The organism is Thiohalorhabdus sp. Cl-TMA (assembly GCF_041821045.1).
Classification (GTDB): Bacteria; Pseudomonadota; Gammaproteobacteria; order Thiohalorhabdales; family Thiohalorhabdaceae; genus Thiohalorhabdus; species Thiohalorhabdus methylotropha.
In genome coordinates this window covers 42014-57654 of sequence record NZ_JBGUAW010000010.1, presented here as the reverse complement: position 1 = coordinate 57654, position 15641 = coordinate 42014, and the positions used below count along the sequence as shown (strand labels likewise).

12 protein-coding genes are annotated in these 15641 nt (G+C 68.0%); 9 read left to right on the top strand and 3 right to left on the bottom strand.

Going from position 1 to position 15641, the window contains the following annotated elements; all coding sequences use genetic code 11:
- The first annotated feature begins 6 nt into the window (after nt 1-6).
- The gene (gene glgA, locus ACERLL_RS14345) at nt 7-1467 is read left to right on the top strand and encodes a glycogen synthase GlgA (RefSeq protein WP_373656792.1); all 1461 of its coding nucleotides are present in this window, start codon (nt 7-9) and stop codon (nt 1465-1467) included.
- A 93-nt stretch (nt 1468-1560) separates the two neighbouring features.
- Here the strand turns inward: glgA and cysG are convergent, their stop codons facing one another.
- A complete protein-coding gene (gene cysG, locus ACERLL_RS14340) occupies nt 1561-2931 on the bottom strand; it encodes a siroheme synthase CysG (RefSeq protein ID WP_373656791.1) in 1371 nt (456 codons plus the stop codon).
- Nucleotides 2932-3165: 234 nt separating this feature from the next.
- Between cysG and ACERLL_RS14335 the strand changes: the two genes are divergently transcribed.
- Nucleotides 3166-4080: an AEC family transporter gene (locus ACERLL_RS14335; protein ID WP_373656790.1), complete on the top strand. Its 915-nt coding sequence runs from the start codon at nt 3166-3168 to the stop codon at nt 4078-4080.
- Nucleotides 4077-5162: a hypothetical protein gene (locus tag ACERLL_RS14330; protein ID WP_373656789.1), complete on the top strand. Its 1086-nt coding sequence runs from the start codon at nt 4077-4079 to the stop codon at nt 5160-5162. The genes ACERLL_RS14335 and ACERLL_RS14330 overlap by 4 nt, the downstream gene beginning before the upstream one ends.
- Here the strand turns inward: ACERLL_RS14330 and ACERLL_RS14325 are convergent.
- Nucleotides 5136-6167: a ChaN family lipoprotein gene (locus tag ACERLL_RS14325; RefSeq protein ID WP_373656788.1), complete on the bottom strand. Its 1032-nt coding sequence runs from the start codon at nt 6165-6167 to the stop codon at nt 5136-5138. The two genes, ACERLL_RS14330 and ACERLL_RS14325, sit on opposite strands and share 27 nt — an antisense overlap.
- Nucleotides 6168-6449: 282 nt before the next feature.
- On the opposite strand from ACERLL_RS14325, the gene ACERLL_RS14320 reads away from it, so the two are divergent.
- The 3 genes from ACERLL_RS14320 to ACERLL_RS14310 all read left to right on the top strand — a co-directional run bounded on the left by ACERLL_RS14320 (nt 6450) and on the right by ACERLL_RS14310 (nt 7885).
- Nucleotides 6450-7124, top strand: a complete 675-nt coding sequence (locus tag ACERLL_RS14320) for a Bax inhibitor-1/YccA family protein (RefSeq protein WP_373656787.1) — start codon at nt 6450-6452, stop codon at nt 7122-7124.
- Nucleotides 7125-7234: 110 nt separating this feature from the next.
- Complete coding sequence (locus ACERLL_RS14315; RefSeq protein ID WP_373656786.1) at nt 7235-7417, top strand: hypothetical protein; 183 nt, start codon at nt 7235-7237, stop codon at nt 7415-7417.
- A gap of 96 nt (nt 7418-7513) precedes the next feature.
- Nucleotides 7514-7885 carry a DsrE family protein gene (locus ACERLL_RS14310; RefSeq protein ID WP_373656785.1) on the top strand — a complete coding sequence of 124 codons (372 nt, stop codon included), beginning with the start codon at nt 7514-7516 and terminating at the stop codon, nt 7883-7885.
- An 8-nt stretch (nt 7886-7893) separates the two neighbouring features.
- Here ACERLL_RS14310 and serS read toward each other — a convergent pair whose 3' ends face one another.
- Nucleotides 7894-9177, bottom strand: a complete 1284-nt coding sequence (gene serS, locus ACERLL_RS14305) for a serine--tRNA ligase (RefSeq protein ID WP_373656784.1) — start codon at nt 9175-9177, stop codon at nt 7894-7896.
- Nucleotides 9178-9604: 427 nt separating this feature from the next.
- On the opposite strand from serS, the gene recQ reads away from it, so the two are divergent.
- The 3 genes from recQ (at nt 9605) to ACERLL_RS14290 (ending at nt 15601) form a co-directional block, all read left to right on the top strand.
- Nucleotides 9605-11410 (top strand): DNA helicase RecQ, encoded by a 1806-nt coding sequence (gene recQ, locus ACERLL_RS14300; RefSeq protein ID WP_373656783.1) that lies wholly within the window; start codon nt 9605-9607, stop codon nt 11408-11410.
- 425 nt (nt 11411-11835) lie between these two features.
- The gene (locus ACERLL_RS14295) at nt 11836-13098 is read left to right on the top strand and encodes a DEAD/DEAH box helicase (RefSeq protein WP_373656782.1); all 1263 of its coding nucleotides are present in this window, start codon (nt 11836-11838) and stop codon (nt 13096-13098) included.
- Nucleotides 13099-13267: 169 nt separating this feature from the next.
- Complete coding sequence (locus ACERLL_RS14290; RefSeq protein ID WP_373656781.1) at nt 13268-15601, top strand: helicase-related protein; 2334 nt, start codon at nt 13268-13270, stop codon at nt 15599-15601.
- Nucleotides 15602-15641: the final 40 nt, after the last annotated feature.

Below are 15641 nucleotides of genomic sequence, written 5' to 3'. Positions count from 1 at the left end.
GAGCCCATGCTCAAGATCCTGTTCGTCAGCAGCGAGGTTCATCCCTTCGTCAAGACCGGCGGGCTCGGGGATGTGTCCGCCAGCCTGCCCTTCGCCCTGTCGGAGCTGGGCCATGATGTCCGCATCCTCTTGCCCGGCTATGCGGATACCCTGCGCAAGCTGGAAGCGCCCCCTCCGGTTCCGGGCTGGAACGGCGCGCGGCTGGACGGAGCCACGGACCTCCTGGAAGCCCGCCTGCCCGATTCAACCGTTCCGGTCTGGCTGCTGGACGCACCGGGATTCAGCGACCGCCCCGGCAACCCCTATGTGGGTCCGGACGGCGCCCCCCATCCGGATAATGCCCGGCGCTTCGACCGACTGGCGAGGGCGGCAGCCGCAATCGCCGGCGACCGGGCGGGCCTCGGCTGGATGCCGGACGTGATTCACTGCAACGACTGGCAGACCGGGCTGGTCCCCGTGCGCATGCTGCTGAATCGTGTCCCGGTGGCGGTGGTCTTCACCGTCCACAATATCGCCTACCAGGGCCTGTTCCCCTTCGCCACTTTCCAGGAGCTCGGGCTCCCGCCCTGGCTCTGGCATCCGGACGCCCTGGAATTCTACGACCACCTCTCCTTCATGAAGGGCGGGGCCGTTTTTGCGGACCGTCTGACCACGGTTTCCCCCACCTACGCTCGGGAGATCCAGACCCCGGCACACGGCTGGGGCCTGGAGGGCCTGTTCAGCCACCGCGCCGCGGAGCTGACCGGCATACTCAACGGCATCGACCACCGCCAGTGGGACCCGGAAACGGACCGATTCCTCCCGGCCCACTACTCCAGCCAGGACCTTTCCGGCAAGCGAACGGTCAAGGAGGCCCTGCAGGCGGAGCTGGACCTCGACCCCGAGCCGGATACCCCCTTGCTGGGCGTGGTCTCGCGACTGGCGGACCAGAAGGGTATCGACCTGATCCTCGGCGCTTCCCACGAGCTCCTCGCCCAGGGGACGCAGCTCGCCGTGGTAGGAACGGGCGACCGGTACTACGAGACCACGCTGCGCAGGCTGGCGGAATACCATCCGGGCAGGGTGGGCCTCCACCTGGGCTTTTCGGAGGCCCTGGCCCATCGCCTGGAGGCGGGGGCGGATATGCTGCTCATGCCCTCCCGCTTCGAGCCTTGCGGGCTCAATCAGCTGTACGGCCTACGCTACGGAACCGTGCCCGTGGTCCGGGCGGTGGGGGGACTGGCGGACTCGGTGGTGGACGCCGACTCTGAGAACCTGGCGGCGGGGCGGGCCACCGGCATAACCTTCCTGGACGATACACCCGCCGCCCTGGCGGGCGCCGTCCGCCGGGCACTTACGCTCTACGAAACCCCGGACCGTTGGCGCCGTATCCAGGTCACCGGAATGGGGCAAGATTTCACCTGGGAGCGCAGCGCGGCGCGCTATGTGGAGATATACCGTTCGGCCCTGGAGGCGTCGGAGGGATAGCTCGGACCCTGGCTGGCAGGTCAGGCGCCGATGGAAGGGCTGGAGCCAAGGCTCGGTCCGGGCTCCCGTCCATGGATCCGCGGCTTGCGCCTCTTACTCCGAGTGACCGCGGAGCGACACCACCTGTCCCACGACCACCACGGCTGGCGACCGCGCTCCCGCCTCCGCCGTCCGGCCCGGCAGATCGGCCAGGGTGCCGGCGACGACCTGCCGATCCGGCCCGCCACCCTGCTCCACCACCGCCGCCGGCCAATCATCGGGCAGTCCGTGGTCCCTCAGCCCGGCGCAGAGCTTCGGCAATGTTTCCAGGTCCATGTAGGCCACCACGGTCTGCCGGGGCTGTACCAGCGTGGTCCAGGGCAGGTCCAGTTCGTCGTTTCGGAGGTGCCCGGTCACAAGCACTACGGCCTGCGCGTGCTCCCGATGGGTGAGCGGAATGCCGCAATAAGCCGCACAGCCCAAGGCAGCCGTGATCCCCGGGACCACCCGGCAGAAGATTCCCGCCTCTTGGAGGTGCCGGATTTCCTCGGCACCCCGTCCGGAAGCGAAGGGATCTCCCCCTTCGAGGCGCACCACCCGTTGGCCCTCCGAAGCGTACCGGACCAGGAGCTCGTTTACGGATTCCTGCGGCAAGGCATGGCCGTCGGCGGTCCTGCCCACGAATACCCGTTCCGCATCCCGGCGGACGCGGTCCATGAGTGCCTCCGAAACCGGTCGGTCATAGACCACCACGTCCGCCTGCTGCATGATGCGCAGCGCTTTCACGGTCAACAGATCCGGGTCGCCCAGCCCGATACCCACCAGTGCCACCTCCCCCACCGGGTCGGGTGCGGCCCCCGCCTCCAGGACCTCCTCGAGGGCTTGTTTGCCGCCGGACTCGTCGCCCTCCAGGACGCGCTCGGCGATAGGGCCTTCCAGAATCCGCTCCCAGAAGCGCCGGCGCTCCTCGGACTGCGCGAACCGCTGTTTCACCGCTGCCCGGAATCCGCCCATCAGGGCGGCCAGCCGCCCATAGGCCGCGGGAAGGAACGTCTCCAGCCGGGCGCGCAGCAAGCGCGCCAGCACCGGCGCGGCGCCGCCGGTGGAGAGAGCCAGCACCAGGGGGGAGCGATCGATCACCGCCGGTACGATGAAGGTGGAGAGCTCCGGACAATCCACCACGTTCACGGGGATATTCCGCGCCCGCGCGGCCTCCGAAACCTCCGCATTCACCGCCCTGTGGTTTGTCGCCGCGATGACCACCCGGCAGGGGTCCAGATCCATAGTTCGGAATTCCCGCTCGCGGTGCTCGATGTTTCCCTCGGCCCGCTCCGCCCGGAGGGTCTCGCACAGGCGCGGTGCCACCACCCGCACCGCCATGCCGGCCCGCCGAAGAAGCTCCACCTTGCGGGCCGCCACCTGGCCCCCGCCCACCACGAGACCAGGGGAATCCGTCACGTTCATGAAGATAGGGAGATAATCCATGGCGTACTCCTGATCCACCGGGGGCCTTCGGGAATGCCGCGATGCGGGGCGAAAATAGGGGACCGGGACGGCCGGCCCGTCAGGATCCGGCGATGGGGCGACCCCTGCTCCGTGCCGGGATTATACAGTCGGGGCAAACCGCCTGCTCTCACCGACCGGGGAAACGGGCTAAAGCGCAGCGCCACGAACCTGTAGAATCCCGTTCCCTGTCGCTCCGGGAACGGGAGGTAGGCCTTGATTCAAACCATGGGCCAGATGGCGGCGTTGGTGGCCATCGGCGTATTCTGGCGCGTCCTGCAGCCAGGCGGGCTCCACGCCGACCTCATGCGGCATGCCGTCGCCAATCTGGTGTATTACCTGCTGCTTCCCGCCCTGATCCTGTCCGTTCTCTGGGAGGCGCCCCTCGGCATGGAGTCCGTGGGCATTGCCGCCTCCGCCCTGGCGGGTGTCCTCGGCATGCTGGCGGTTACCGTACTGGCCGTGCGCCTGCTGGGCCTGCCGGGCGCCACCGGTGGCGCCCTGATCCTCGCCGGCTCCTGGCCCAATGCCACCTACCTGGGCCTGCCCATTCTTGCCGCCACCTTCGGCGAGTGGGCCCGCCGCGTGGCGATTCAGTTCGACCTCTTCGCCTGCTTTCCGCTTCTCCTTACCCTGGGCATCCTGATCGCCCGCCACTACGGGAACCGGGAAGCATCCGAGGGGGCTCTGCGGGGACTGCTCCGGGTTCCGCCCCTGTGGGCCGCCCTGCTGGCCATCCTCTTGAACGCGGGCGGCGTTCAGCCTCCACCGCTCCTGATGAATCTGCTGGCGGACATGGGTGAGAGCGTCCCGGCGCTCATGCTCCTGGCCCTGGGCATGAGCCTGACCTGGACCGGGAGCCCCACCCGCGGCCTCTCTCTACCGCTATTGGTCCTGGTCCTCCAGCTGGGCGCCCAGCCCCTTCTGGTGCTCGGTGCGGCCTCGGGCCTCGGCCTGGAGGGTGGCATCCTGCAGGCGGTAGTGATCGAGGGGGCAATGCCCTCCATGCTCCTGGGCGTGGTCCTGTGCGACCGGTACGGGCTCGATACGCCGCTCTACGCTAAGGCCGTGACTCTCAGTACCGCTGTCAGCCTCCTGACCACGCCCCTCTGGTTCCTGATACTGCAATGACCCGACTGCTCCTGGACATCTCCGCCCACGGGTTCGGGCACCTGGCCCAGGCCGCCCCGGTGGTGAACGCCCTGGAGAATCGGCTCCCAGAGCTGCAGGTCATGGTTCGGGCCGACCTTCCGGAGCGCCTGCTGCGGGAGCGGCTCCAGGTGCCCTTCGAGCAGCACCGGGTGCAGCTGGACCCAGGAATGGCCATGCAGGACGCGCTGACCGTTGACCGGAAAGCCAGTATCCGCGCCTACGCGCATTTCCATCGGGACTGGGAGCACAGAGTGGCCGAACAGGCCCGACGGATCGAAGCCCTGGCCCCGGACCTCGTGCTTGCGGACGCCCCCTACCTGAGCCCGGCCGCCGCCCGTCTCGCCGGCATCCCTGCGGCGGTGCTGTGCTCCCTGGACTGGGCGGGCGTCTTCTCCGCCTACTGCGGGGCCTTCCCCGGCGCCGCGGAGATCCATGCGGACATGATTCGGGCCTACAATGACGCCTGCTGCTTCCTGCAGCCGGTGCCGCACATGCCCATGTCCTATCTAAGCAACCGGCGGGAAATCGGGCCACTGGCGGAGCGCGCGGGAAACGACCCGGCCACCTTGCGAACGCACCTGGGGGTCCCCGCTGGGGCGCGGCTCGGCCTGGTAACCCTGGGTGGCTTGCCCTTCGAGCTTGCCCCGAAAGGCTGGCCGCGCCTCCCGGGGGTGCACTGGCTGACCCCCGGACCGGCCCCGAGCCGGCCGGATTTTCAGAGCCTCGACGGCCTGGGCCTGAACCACTTGGCGGCCTTGGCGGCGTGCGACGTGGTGGTGACCAAGCCCGGCTACGGGACCCTGGTGGAGGCGGCCTGCCACGGGGTCGATGTCCTGTACCTGCCGCGCGGTGACTGGCCGGAGGAGCCCTACCTCCTGGGCTGGCTGCATGCCCATGCGCGCTGTCGGGAGATCACGCGCGACGAGCTGGAGCGGGGCCACCTGGCCGGTGCCCTGGAGCACGTGGCCCGCCAGGCCCCCCTGCCCCGACCCGCTCCCACGGGGGCCGAGGAAGGAGCGGATATCCTCCTGGGGCTACTCCCGGGCATGGCTCCCGGGTGAGCCGTCTTGCGACGGGCGGGCCAGGGTCACCATGAGCTGCCGCTGCTTCTCCCCGCGGCGGATCCGGAGCCGTAGACAGCCACCCCACTGCTGCCGACGTATATTGTAGATCAGCAGGGTGGTCCCGGAGACCTCCATTCCATTGATGGCCAGGATACGGTCCCCGGCCCGGAGTCCCGCCTTGTCCGCCGGTGAGCTCGCTTGCACCGATTTCACCCCAACGCCCGGGCCGCTCTCGCTCGTATCCAGCACCGCGCCGATCCGGACGATCTCTCCGGCCCGGTCCGGATTCATGGGCCAGGCATAATCGGCGCTCGATTTCGGTGGCCGCTCCTCGGCTTCGGGCGCGTAGGGCACCACGGTCCGTACTTCCAGATCCCCGTTCCGGGCGCGAAGTTGGCGGGAAATGCCGTGTCCCCCCTGGATATGCCCCTTGCCCACGATACCCACCACCACCGAATCCGAATGCCGGCGCGCCGCCTTCAACAGCCCGCCGGCCATGGCGGCGTCCCAGGCGGTCTGGGCCTCTATGAACCCTTCGGCGCCATGATCGCCACCGTGGGATGCCAGGCTCTCCCGCAGGACCTGGCGATAGGCCTCCGAGGGGGGCGCCACCGGACCGATTCGGTCCCGCTGCCCCTCATCCAGGCTTTCCAGCCCCTCCCGGGCCACCTTGGAAATCCACTGGCGGGGGACATTGATGCCGAACAGCGGGGCCCGGTGCATGCGCACCGTCTCCAGAAGCGATCGGTACAGGGCGGGATCGATTCCCCATACCTGGAACCATCGGACCTCCCTGAGGAAGGCACGGAACGAATCCGTTCGGCCCCGCCACCAATGGTCGAGGGCTTTTTGGCTACTGGAGGGGAAGGATTCCATGCCCACGGCCACCCTGCCGCGGCCCAGAAGGGCCGCCAGGATCACCTGCTGGGCGCGATGGTGTGCGCGGCTGTCATGCTCCTCGCCAACCAGGACGATGTCGGCCTCCTCCAAGTCCCGGATCATTAAAGAAAATGGAACCTCCTCCCCGTCCGATAGTCGAATGATAGACTGTCGGAAGTCCGATTGCTCCGCGGCGGCCACCGCACCCGCCAGTAGAGCGAACAGAACCAGAGCATCGAAAGCCGTACCCAGAGGAGATCGGATCAGCATTCTGCGCATTACAAGACCTTTCTCATGCGGGTTGATGGGCGGTCCCGCTCAGGGCAGAATCTGGAAATCCGCCCTGTTAAGCACGAATTCGGTTTCCCCAACCCCATGATCCCGTAAGCGGAGGCGAACGCAATAATGGCAAACAATCAGTACGCGGCGGCGCAACAGACGGCCGGTGCCCTCGCGACTAACAAGGTGCTCCGGAACACCTATCTGCTGTTGTCCATGACGCTGCTGTTCAGCGGCGCCACGGCCGGAATCTCCATGGCCATGAACCTGCCCCACCCCGGGCTGATCCTGACCCTGGTGGGCTATTTCGGCCTGCTGTTCCTCACCAATGCCCTGCGCAACAGCGTTTGGGGACTGGCGGCCGTGTTCGCCCTGACCGGCTTCATGGGACTTACCCTCGGACCGATTCTCAGCACCTATCTGCAGGTGTTCTCCAACGGTTCCGAGCTGATCCTCACCGCCTTCGGCGGCACGGGTGCCATCTTCCTGGGCCTGTCCGGTTACGCGGTAACCACCAAGAAGGACTTCAGCTTCCTGGGCGGGTTCATCTTCGTCGGCATCATGGTGGCCTTCCTGGCCGGTCTGGCGGCGGCCATCTTCAGCATGCCCATCCTGTCCCTGGTGGTTTCCGGCGCCTTCATCCTGCTGATGTCCGGGCTGATCCTCTGGGAGACCAGCCAGATCATCCACGGCGGTGAGGACAACTACATCATGGCCACCGTTTCCCTGTTCGTGGCCATCTTCAACCTCTTCCTCAGCCTGCTGCAGCTGCTGGCCGCCTTCGCCGGTCAGGAGCGCTAACGGGCTCCAGGCCGCACGCTTCGGGCCCCATCCCCTGGATGGGGCCTTTTTTCTTGCCCGGTGGACGCCGGGCGCTACACGATTCAACGCGAGGCGTATCGTCTATGGGGATGTGGCAGCAATTGGCCCTGATCGGCCTGGCTGTGGCCGTGGTGCTCTTCCTCGGTCCCGGGGTCAAGCGCATGACCGAACAGAGCCCTTCGGGAAGCCGGGAGGACTGGTGGACCTTCATCAAGATCATGGCGGCGGTGATCGGCTTCATCCTGCTCATGATCCTGTTCCTGCGGAACTAGCCTCGTAGTGGAAGCACGGGCACTCCGCCGTTTTCCGGACCGGGATGCCCCCTGGATGTGGAACGCGGGCGGCCCGCCGTCCGGTGGAGAAGAGCCGTGGAAGAAACCCTTTTCCTGTTCATGAGCGCGAGCCCCGTCAAGAGTCCGGAGCGCTGCGCCACTCCGTTCTACATGGCCAGCGTGGCGGCGGCGCTGGAATACCGCACCATCATGGCCCTGCAGATGGACGCGGTCCGCCTTTTCGTGCCCGGTACGGCCGACGGCTTCGCCGCCCTGCCGGGCGGCCGCCCCATCATTGATTTCATCCGGGACGCCGCATCCGCCGGAGCAGAGCTCTATGTCTGCTCGGGCTCGCTGGTGGCCCAGGGCATCGACGAGGCGGATCTGATCCCGGAGTGCGCGGGCGCGGTGGGGGCCGCCTGGATGATCGAGGAAGCCGGAGCGGCGGACTTGGTCATCTCCTACTAGGCCGCCCCCTAGCCGCTGATGCTCGCCCGACCGCCCAGATAGGGGCGCAGGGCCTCCGGAACCCGCACCGAGCCATCCGCCTGCTGGCCATTCTCCAGCAGGGCCACCAGCGCTCGGCCCACGGCGACGCCCGACCCGTTCAACGTATGCACCAGGCGGGGGCGCTTCTCCCCTTCCGGCCGGAATCGGGCACCCATGCGGCGGGCTTGGAAATCGTGGCACCAGGAGACGGAGCTGATCTCCCGGTAGGCCTCCTGGGCGGGCAGCCACACCTCCAGATCGTAGGTGCGGCGCGCGGCGAAGCCCAGGTCGCCGGTACACAGCTCCACCACCCGATAGGGCAGCTCCAGGCGCTTCAGCACCTCCTCGGCGTGGCCGCACATGACCTCCCAGGCCACCGGACCGTCATCGGGATGGACCACCTGCACCAGCTCCACCTTGTCGAACTGATGCTGCCGGATCATGCCCCGGGTGTCCTTGCCATAGGAGCCCGCCTCCCGGCGGAAGCACGGGGTCCAAGCCACGTAGCGGGCGGGAAGATCCGCCGTCTCGGCGATGGAATCGCGGTGCAGGTTGGTGAGGGGTACCTCGGCGGTAGGGATCAGGTAGAACGGGTCCTCGCCCTCGGTGGCGAACAGGTCCTCGCCGAATTTCGGTAGCTGGCCGGTCCCCTCCAGAGTGGTCCCGCGGGCCAGCAGAGGCGGCGCGATCTCGGTGTAGCCGTGCTCATCCGTTTGCAGATCCATCATGAACTGGCCCAGGGCGCGGGACAGCCGCGCCCCGGCCCCGCGCAGCACGGTGAACCGGGAGCCGGCCAGGCTCGCCCCCGCCTCGCTGTCCAGGATACCCAGACCTTGGCCGAGGTCCACGTGGTCCTGCACGGGGAAATCGAAGGCCGGCGGCTCGCCCACCCGTCGCACCTCGACGTTGCCCGTCTCGTCCTCCCCAACCGGCACCCCCGGGTCCGGAATGTTGGGCATCTCCAGCATCCAGGCGTCCAGCTCGGTCTTGGTTGCCTGGAAGGCCTTCTCCAGCTCCTCCAGTTCGCTGCCGATGGCCTCGGCGCGCTGCTTGCGCTCTGCCGCCGTCGCCTCGTCCCCCGCTTTCTTGGCCTCGCCCACCGCCTTGGATACCTGCTTGCGCTCTGCCTGGAGGTCTTCCATGCGGGTCTGCTGTTCCTTGCGACGCGACTCCAGCGCCCGCCAGGCCGCTACATCCAGGGTATAGCCGCGCTTCGCCAGGGCCTCGGCGACCCCTTCGGGGTCCTCTCTCAGGAGGTGCGAATCCAGCATGGGAGCTTCCTCGCGCTTGACGGTTTCGACGATCCACCCCGGACCGCGCAGGCTGTGTCGGACCGGAAGGGGAAGGGTGCGGAAAAGCACAGGGGCTCCCCGGCGTGCGCGTGCAGGGGAGCCCCGAACCGAAAAGATGCCAGAGAACCCGGGGTTTGGGAAGCGGAAGCGGCACGAAGAGGCGGGGAGTGCCGGGAATTGATAAGCCTTTGGGCGAATCCCACGGCGGGGGGATGGGTCGGAGGGCGACTGAAGGCATCGCCGAAGGGCAGGGCTCCCTTGGACTCCGGAGACCCGGCCCCGCACCGCGGGACCCGGTGTCCGGATTTTTGCGACCGCGGCACCGGCGGACCTGCTTGAGGTTTGCGGGCAGCTGGGCTATAAAAGGCCGCCCCACTTGCCGTTTCACCGGATCACCCTTATAGGCATGGCCGACCCCGCCCGCCACGTCCTGCAGTCAATCTTCGGCTTCGGAGAATTCCGTCCTCTCCAGGGGGAGGTCATCGACCACCTCATGGAGGGCGGCGACGCCCTGGTGATCCTGCCCACCGGCGGCGGAAAGTCCTTGTGCTATCAGGTTCCCGCCATTGCCCGGAAGGGTGTGGGCATCGTGGTCTCCCCGCTGATCGCTCTCATGGGCGACCAGGTCGCCGCCCTGCGCCAGGCCGGGGTGAACGCCGCCTACCTGAACTCCACCCTGGATCCAGCGGAGGCCCAGGCGGTGGAAAGCGCCCTGGTCGCCGGTGAGCTGGACCTGCTCTACATCGCCCCGGAGCGACTTAACGCACCCCGCACGCTGGCTCTGCTGGAGCGGGCACCACTGGCCTTGTTCGCCATCGACGAGGCCCATTGCGTCTCCCAGTGGGGCCACGACTTTCGTCCGGATTACATCCAGCTCTCGGTCCTCAAGGAGCGCTTCCCTGCCGTTCCCATGGCGGCCCTTACCGCCACCGCCGACGAGCCCACCCGCCGGGAGATCGCCGAACGGCTCGGCCTGGATCGGGGGCAATGGTTCATCGGTGGCTTCGACCGGCCCAATATCCGCTACCGCATTGACCAGGCCGACGGACGCCCCCGGGAACGGCTCCTCCGCTTCATCCAGGAGGAGCATCCCGAGGAATCGGGCATCGTCTACTGCCTGAGCCGCAAACGGGTGGAGGAGGTGGCCGCCTGGCTGGCCGAGCGCGGCCCCACCGCCCTGCCCTATCACGCCGGCCTGTCGGCGGAGGAGCGCGCGCTGAATCAGCGCCGCTTCGTCAATGAGGAAGGGGTGGTTATCGTCGCCACCATCGCCTTCGGCATGGGGATTGACAAACCGGATGTCCGCTTCGTGGCCCACCTGAACCTCCCCAAGAGCATCGAGGCCTATTACCAGGAGACCGGGCGCGCCGGGCGCGACGGCCTGCCGGCGGATGCCTGGATGCTCTACGGGCTTCAGGATGTCATCACCCTGCGGCAGATGGTGGATACCTCCGAGGCGGCGGAGGCGCGCAAGCGGGTGGAGCGCCAGAAGCTGGAGGCCATGCTCGGCCTTTGCGAGCTCACCACGTGTCGTCGCCAGGCCCTGTTGCGCTACTTCGGCGACGAGCTCCCGGAGCCCTGCGGCAACTGCGATACCTGCCTGTCGCCCCCGGAGACCTGGGACGCCACGGTGGCCGCCCAGAAAGCCCTGTCGTGCGTGCATCGCACGGGTCAGCGCTTCGGCGTCGGTTACCTGACCGACGTCCTCCTCGGCAAGGAGGGGGAGCGTCTTCGCCGCTTCGGCCACCACCGGGTTTCCACCTTCGGCATCGGCAATGAGCTGAACGCCACGCAGTGGAAGGGTCTGTACCGCCAGCTTTTAGCCCGGGGGCTGCTGGCGGTGGACCCCGAGGGCAACGGCGGTCTCCGCCTCACCGAGGCCAGCCGTCCGGTGCTCCGTGGCGAGACCACCCTGCACCTGCGCCGGGAGGCACGCGCCGCCCGCGCAGCTTCCGGCAAGCGCAAGGGGATCCGGTTCGACGCTCCCGAGGACCATGCGCTGTGGGAGGCCCTGCGCGACTGCCGGCGGGCCGTTGCCGAGGAGCGCGGAATCGCGCCCTTCATGGTCTTCCACGATGCCACCCTCCAGGAAATGGTGCGGATGCGCCCCACATCGGTGGGCCACTTCGCCGAGCTGCCTGGCGTCGGCGAGCACAAGCTGGACGAATTCGCCCAGGACTTCCTGGCCGTGCTGCGTGCCCACGCCGGATAAGCACCTGAAAATAAAAGTCAAAGCGCCAGGAGGCCAGGACACCGAAAACCCCTTCCCGTGCAAGCCCCGGAATTTGGTAGGAGGCTTGCGTGAAAGGCTTTTCCGGCCCTTTTTGTAGTTCTTGGCTTCCTGGTGCCATGGTGTTTTCTATTTTCCTGTATTAGGATGTGCCTCGTGTTTGTAACGGGCATCGCTTCACTTCGCCCAGGCGTACCCGCAGAAGTCCTTCCCCGCGTTCTTGGCTGGTACCCGCAAACCATAAGCGGTTTGTCCCTGTCATCAGGTGATTACCGCATTCCTACCCGTCGGCCATGTCGCGCTGATCCGGGACGGCTTTTTGCTGTCCGATGCCGATGGCCGGGCGGGAACATGATCGGGATCCGGGACCTCCATGGTCCGGACGGGTCCAACCAGGAGCGAAATCTATGTCGTTTTCTTCCCTCGGCCTTTCCGCCGGGATTCTTAGCGCCGTCGAGGCACAAGGTTACAGCGAGCCCACTCCCATCCAGGCAGAAGCCATTCCCGCCGTGCTGGCCGGCAAGGACGTGATGGCCACCGCGCAAACCGGCACTGGCAAGACTGCCGCCTTCACCCTGCCCGTGCTCCACAACCTCGGCGGCCCCCAGGGCAGCTCTCCCCGCGTCCTGGTGCTCACCCCCACCCGCGAGCTGGCGGGCCAGGTGGTGGAAAGCATCGGCACCTACGGCAAGCAGTCCAAGGTACGGACCACCTCGGTCTACGGCGGCATGCCCATCGGCAAGCAGATCGGTGCCCTGAAGCGCGGCGTGGACGTGCTCGTTGCTACTCCGGGCCGCCTCATGGACCACATGGAGCGTGGCACCGTGGACCTCTCCAAGGTGGAAACGGTGGTCCTCGATGAGGCCGACCGCATGCTGGATATGGGCTTTATCCAGCCCATCGAGAAGATCCTGCAGGCCGTACCCAGCCAGCGCCAGACCCTGCTGTTCTCGGCCACCTTCTCCAAGGCCATCCGCAAGCTGGCCGAACGCTTCCTGAACGAGCCCGAGCGCATCGAGATGGCCCGCCCCAACGCGGCGGCCGAGGGCGTCACCCAGTCCGCCTACCTGGTGGACGGAAACCGCAAGCGCGACCTGCTCACCCACCTCATCGACAGCCAGGATTGGGGTCAGGTGCTAGTCTTCACCCGCACCAAGCGCGGTGCCGACAAGCTGGCCGAGCACCTGGAACGGCAGGGTGTCCGCTCCACCGCCATTCACGGCGACAAGACCCAGGGCGCCCGCACCAAGGCGCTTTCCTCCTTCAAGCGGCAGAAGGTGCAGGCCCTGGTGGCTACCGACGTGGCCGCCCGCGGCCTGGACATCGACAGCCTGCCCCACGTGGTCAACTACGAGCTCCCCGACAACGCCGAGGACTACGTCCACCGTATCGGCCGCACCGGTCGCGGCGGCGCCGAAGGCAATGCCGTTTCCCTGGTATGCGCCGATGAGCGCCGTCAGCTCAACGCCATCGAGCGGGTGGTGGATTGCCGGATCACCACCAACGTGGAGGACGGCTTCGAGCCTACCGCCAAGCAATCTTCCGGCCCCCGCCGCAACGGGCCCAACAAGGGGCCCCAGGGGCAGAATCGCGGCAACGGTCGGGGCGGAAGCGGCGGCCGTAACAACGGCGACCGCTCCCGCGGCGGCCAAGACCGCCGCCGGGCCTAGCCCCGCCGCAGGGCCGCGCGGGGCGGCCCCAGCCGTAAAGCAGGAAACGTACCGGCCTTCGATGCATCGGAGGCCGGTTTTTTGTGGCTCCCTCCGAGCACACCCCCTTGGGCGCACCCCCCTCTCCTGCGCTATCCTATCCGGCTCCCCATTTCACCCTGTTGTACCCATGCAAGCACTGCCCATCGACAAGCTCCGGGACGAATTCGACGGCGCCCTGGCTAGCGGCCACGTTGTGGTGGAGGCCCCCACCGGCAGCGGCAAATCCACCCGCCTCCCCCTGTGGTGCGCCGAACAGGGGCCCGTTCTGATGGTGGAGCCGCGGCGCATGGCGGCCCGCTCTCTGGCCCGGCACGTAGCCGAGCTGCGCGGCTGCGACCTGGGGGAAGAGGTTGGGTATGCCGTGCGCTTCGACGCCCGTCACGGCAAAGACACGCGAATCGTTTTCGTCACCCCGGGCGTGGCGCTTCGCTGGTTGGCGGCCCACGGGCTCGACAGATTCTCCAGCGTGGTTTTGGACGAATTCCACGAACGGCGCTGGGACACGGACCTGCTGGCGGCACAGCTCAAGGGCGCGGGACGCCATCGGCTGGTGGTCACCTCCGCCACCGTTGCCGGACAGCGGTTGGCCCGCTATCTGGGCGGCATGCGCCTGGAGGCGGAAGGGCGCACCCATCCGGTGGACATCGCCTACAACGGAGAGCCGTCCCTGCCTTCCACCAAGAACCTGGAGCAGCGTGTGGCCAATGCCGTGCGGCGCATGCTCCAGGAGACCGCCGAGGGCGACATCCTGGTGTTCCTGCCCGGACGAGGCGAGATCCGGGCGGCGGAGCAGGCCCTGTCCGGCACCGACATGGAAGTGATCCCCCTCCACGCCGGCGTGGACACGGCTATTCAGGACAGGGCCCTGCGCACCGCCGATCACAGACGGGTGATCCTGGCCACCAACGTGGCCGAGACCTCACTGACCCTGCCGGGGGTCCGCGTGGTGGTGGACTCCGGCCTGGAGCGGCGCACCCACCACCGCGGCGGCCGCACGGTGCTGGGACTGCAGGCCATCTCCCAGGCCGCCGCCGACCAGCGCGCCGGCCGCGCGGGGAGACTGGGACCGGGACGGTGTCTGCGGCTCTGGGCCCGGGAAGCCCGCCTGGAGGACTACACACCGCCCGAGGTGGCCCGCGAGGAACTGGACGACCTGCTGCTCGCCGCTGCAGCCAGCGGAACGCCCGTAACCGAGCTGGAATTCCCCGACCCCTTACCCGAACATGCCCTGGAGCGCGCCTGGCAGCGTCTGCGCGTTATGGACGCCATCGACGAGGCGGGCTATCTGACGGACCACGGTCGCCGGCTGTTTCCGCTACCCCTGGACCCGCTGTTCGCCCATCTGATCACGGCCATGCCCGATGCCGATACCCGGGCCGCCATGACCGACCTGGCCGCGGCTCTTAGCACGGATCGTCCGCTCCTGCGCCCCATGCGCAGGGAGGAAGAACGGCAGGCTCTGCTGGAATGGGCGCCCGAGCCTTGCGACGCCACCACCCGAATCCGCCTGGTGCGCGGCGATCCGCCGCGAGCCGTTCCCGCCAACCGTGGCGCCCTGGCCGAGGCCCGCCGCATGGCCGATCAGATACGCCAGGCGCTGGACCTGCCGGAGCGCAATCCCGACTTCCCCCTGCCCCGCGAGTCCCTCCTGGAGGCCGCCCTCGCCGCCGCTCCCGAGCTGGCCTATGTGCGTCGCGCCAAGCGGCGCAGCGCCTTGGGCAACGGCCAAGCCGAGATCCAGCCCGCGGAGGAGTCGCGCTTCCCGGAGGAGGCCGAAGCGGCGTTGGTCTTCGACCAGCACAGCATCCCGGGCAAGGGCACCACCCGGACCCTGAACCTGGGCACCTGCATGGCACCGGTCTCTCTGGAGACCCTGGCTAGGCGGGATCTAGGCGTCGTCGAGCACGACGACCCGGCCTGGGACGGTGAGACCGTCACCGTGACCGCCCGCCGGGTGTACGCCGAGCGCACCATCGCCTCCGAAAGCGTGGAGGCCGAAGGCCCGGCCCTGCGGGCGGCGCTTGCGGACCTGATTCTGAGCGGCAAGCTCCTGGAAGGCGCGGGGGATCGTCTCCGGGAGGAGATCGAGGCGTGGAACCTTTACGTCGCGCTGGATTTCGGGGAGGGAGAGCCGCTTCCGGAGCCCCGGGAGTGGCTGGTGGAGCGCCTCCAGAGCCTGGGGGTGGAGCAGGGGTCCGACCTGGAGTTAGTGGAGGTCAGGGATCTGGAGCCCCGGGGAATCCCAGAGTGGGAACGGGCCCGTTTCGATCGCCATTATCCGAGACGCCTGAACCTGGAAGGAATCGACACCGTGGTGCACTACGAGGCGCGGCGCAAGCGGGTAACCGTCGAGAAGGTCGGTGGAGCCCGGACCACCGTGCCCCGGCGTACGGAGCTGCCCGCGTGGCAGGGCTGGAAGGTGCAATATCGGGACGGATCGCGGCTGGTCCCGGTCTCCTAGCCCAAACGGCCCGGCTGTGGCGGACGGGAGGGCGGCAGTG

Excerpts from the sequence above, each read along its gene's own strand:
- glgA (WP_373656792.1), top strand. The coding sequence starts at position 7 with ATGCTCAAGATCCTGTTCGTCAGCAGCGAGGTTCATCCCTTCGTCAAG.
- cysG (WP_373656791.1), bottom strand. The coding sequence starts at position 2,931 with ATGGATTATCTCCCTATCTTCATGAACGTGACGGATTCCCCTGGTCTC.
- ACERLL_RS14330 (WP_373656789.1), top strand. The coding sequence starts at position 4,077 with ATGACCCGACTGCTCCTGGACATCTCCGCCCACGGGTTCGGGCACCTG.
- ACERLL_RS14325 (WP_373656788.1), bottom strand. The coding sequence starts at position 6,167 with ATGATCCGGGACTTGGAGGAGGCCGACATCGTCCTGGTTGGCGAGGAG.
- ACERLL_RS14320 (WP_373656787.1), top strand. The coding sequence starts at position 6,450 with ATGGCAAACAATCAGTACGCGGCGGCGCAACAGACGGCCGGTGCCCTC.
- ACERLL_RS14315 (WP_373656786.1), top strand. The coding sequence starts at position 7,235 with ATGTGGCAGCAATTGGCCCTGATCGGCCTGGCTGTGGCCGTGGTGCTC.
- serS (WP_373656784.1), bottom strand. The coding sequence starts at position 9,177 with ATGCTGGATTCGCACCTCCTGAGAGAGGACCCCGAAGGGGTCGCCGAG.
- recQ (WP_373656783.1), top strand. The coding sequence starts at position 9,605 with ATGGCCGACCCCGCCCGCCACGTCCTGCAGTCAATCTTCGGCTTCGGA.
- ACERLL_RS14295 (WP_373656782.1), top strand. The coding sequence starts at position 11,836 with ATGTCGTTTTCTTCCCTCGGCCTTTCCGCCGGGATTCTTAGCGCCGTC.
- ACERLL_RS14290 (WP_373656781.1), top strand. The coding sequence starts at position 13,268 with ATGCAAGCACTGCCCATCGACAAGCTCCGGGACGAATTCGACGGCGCC.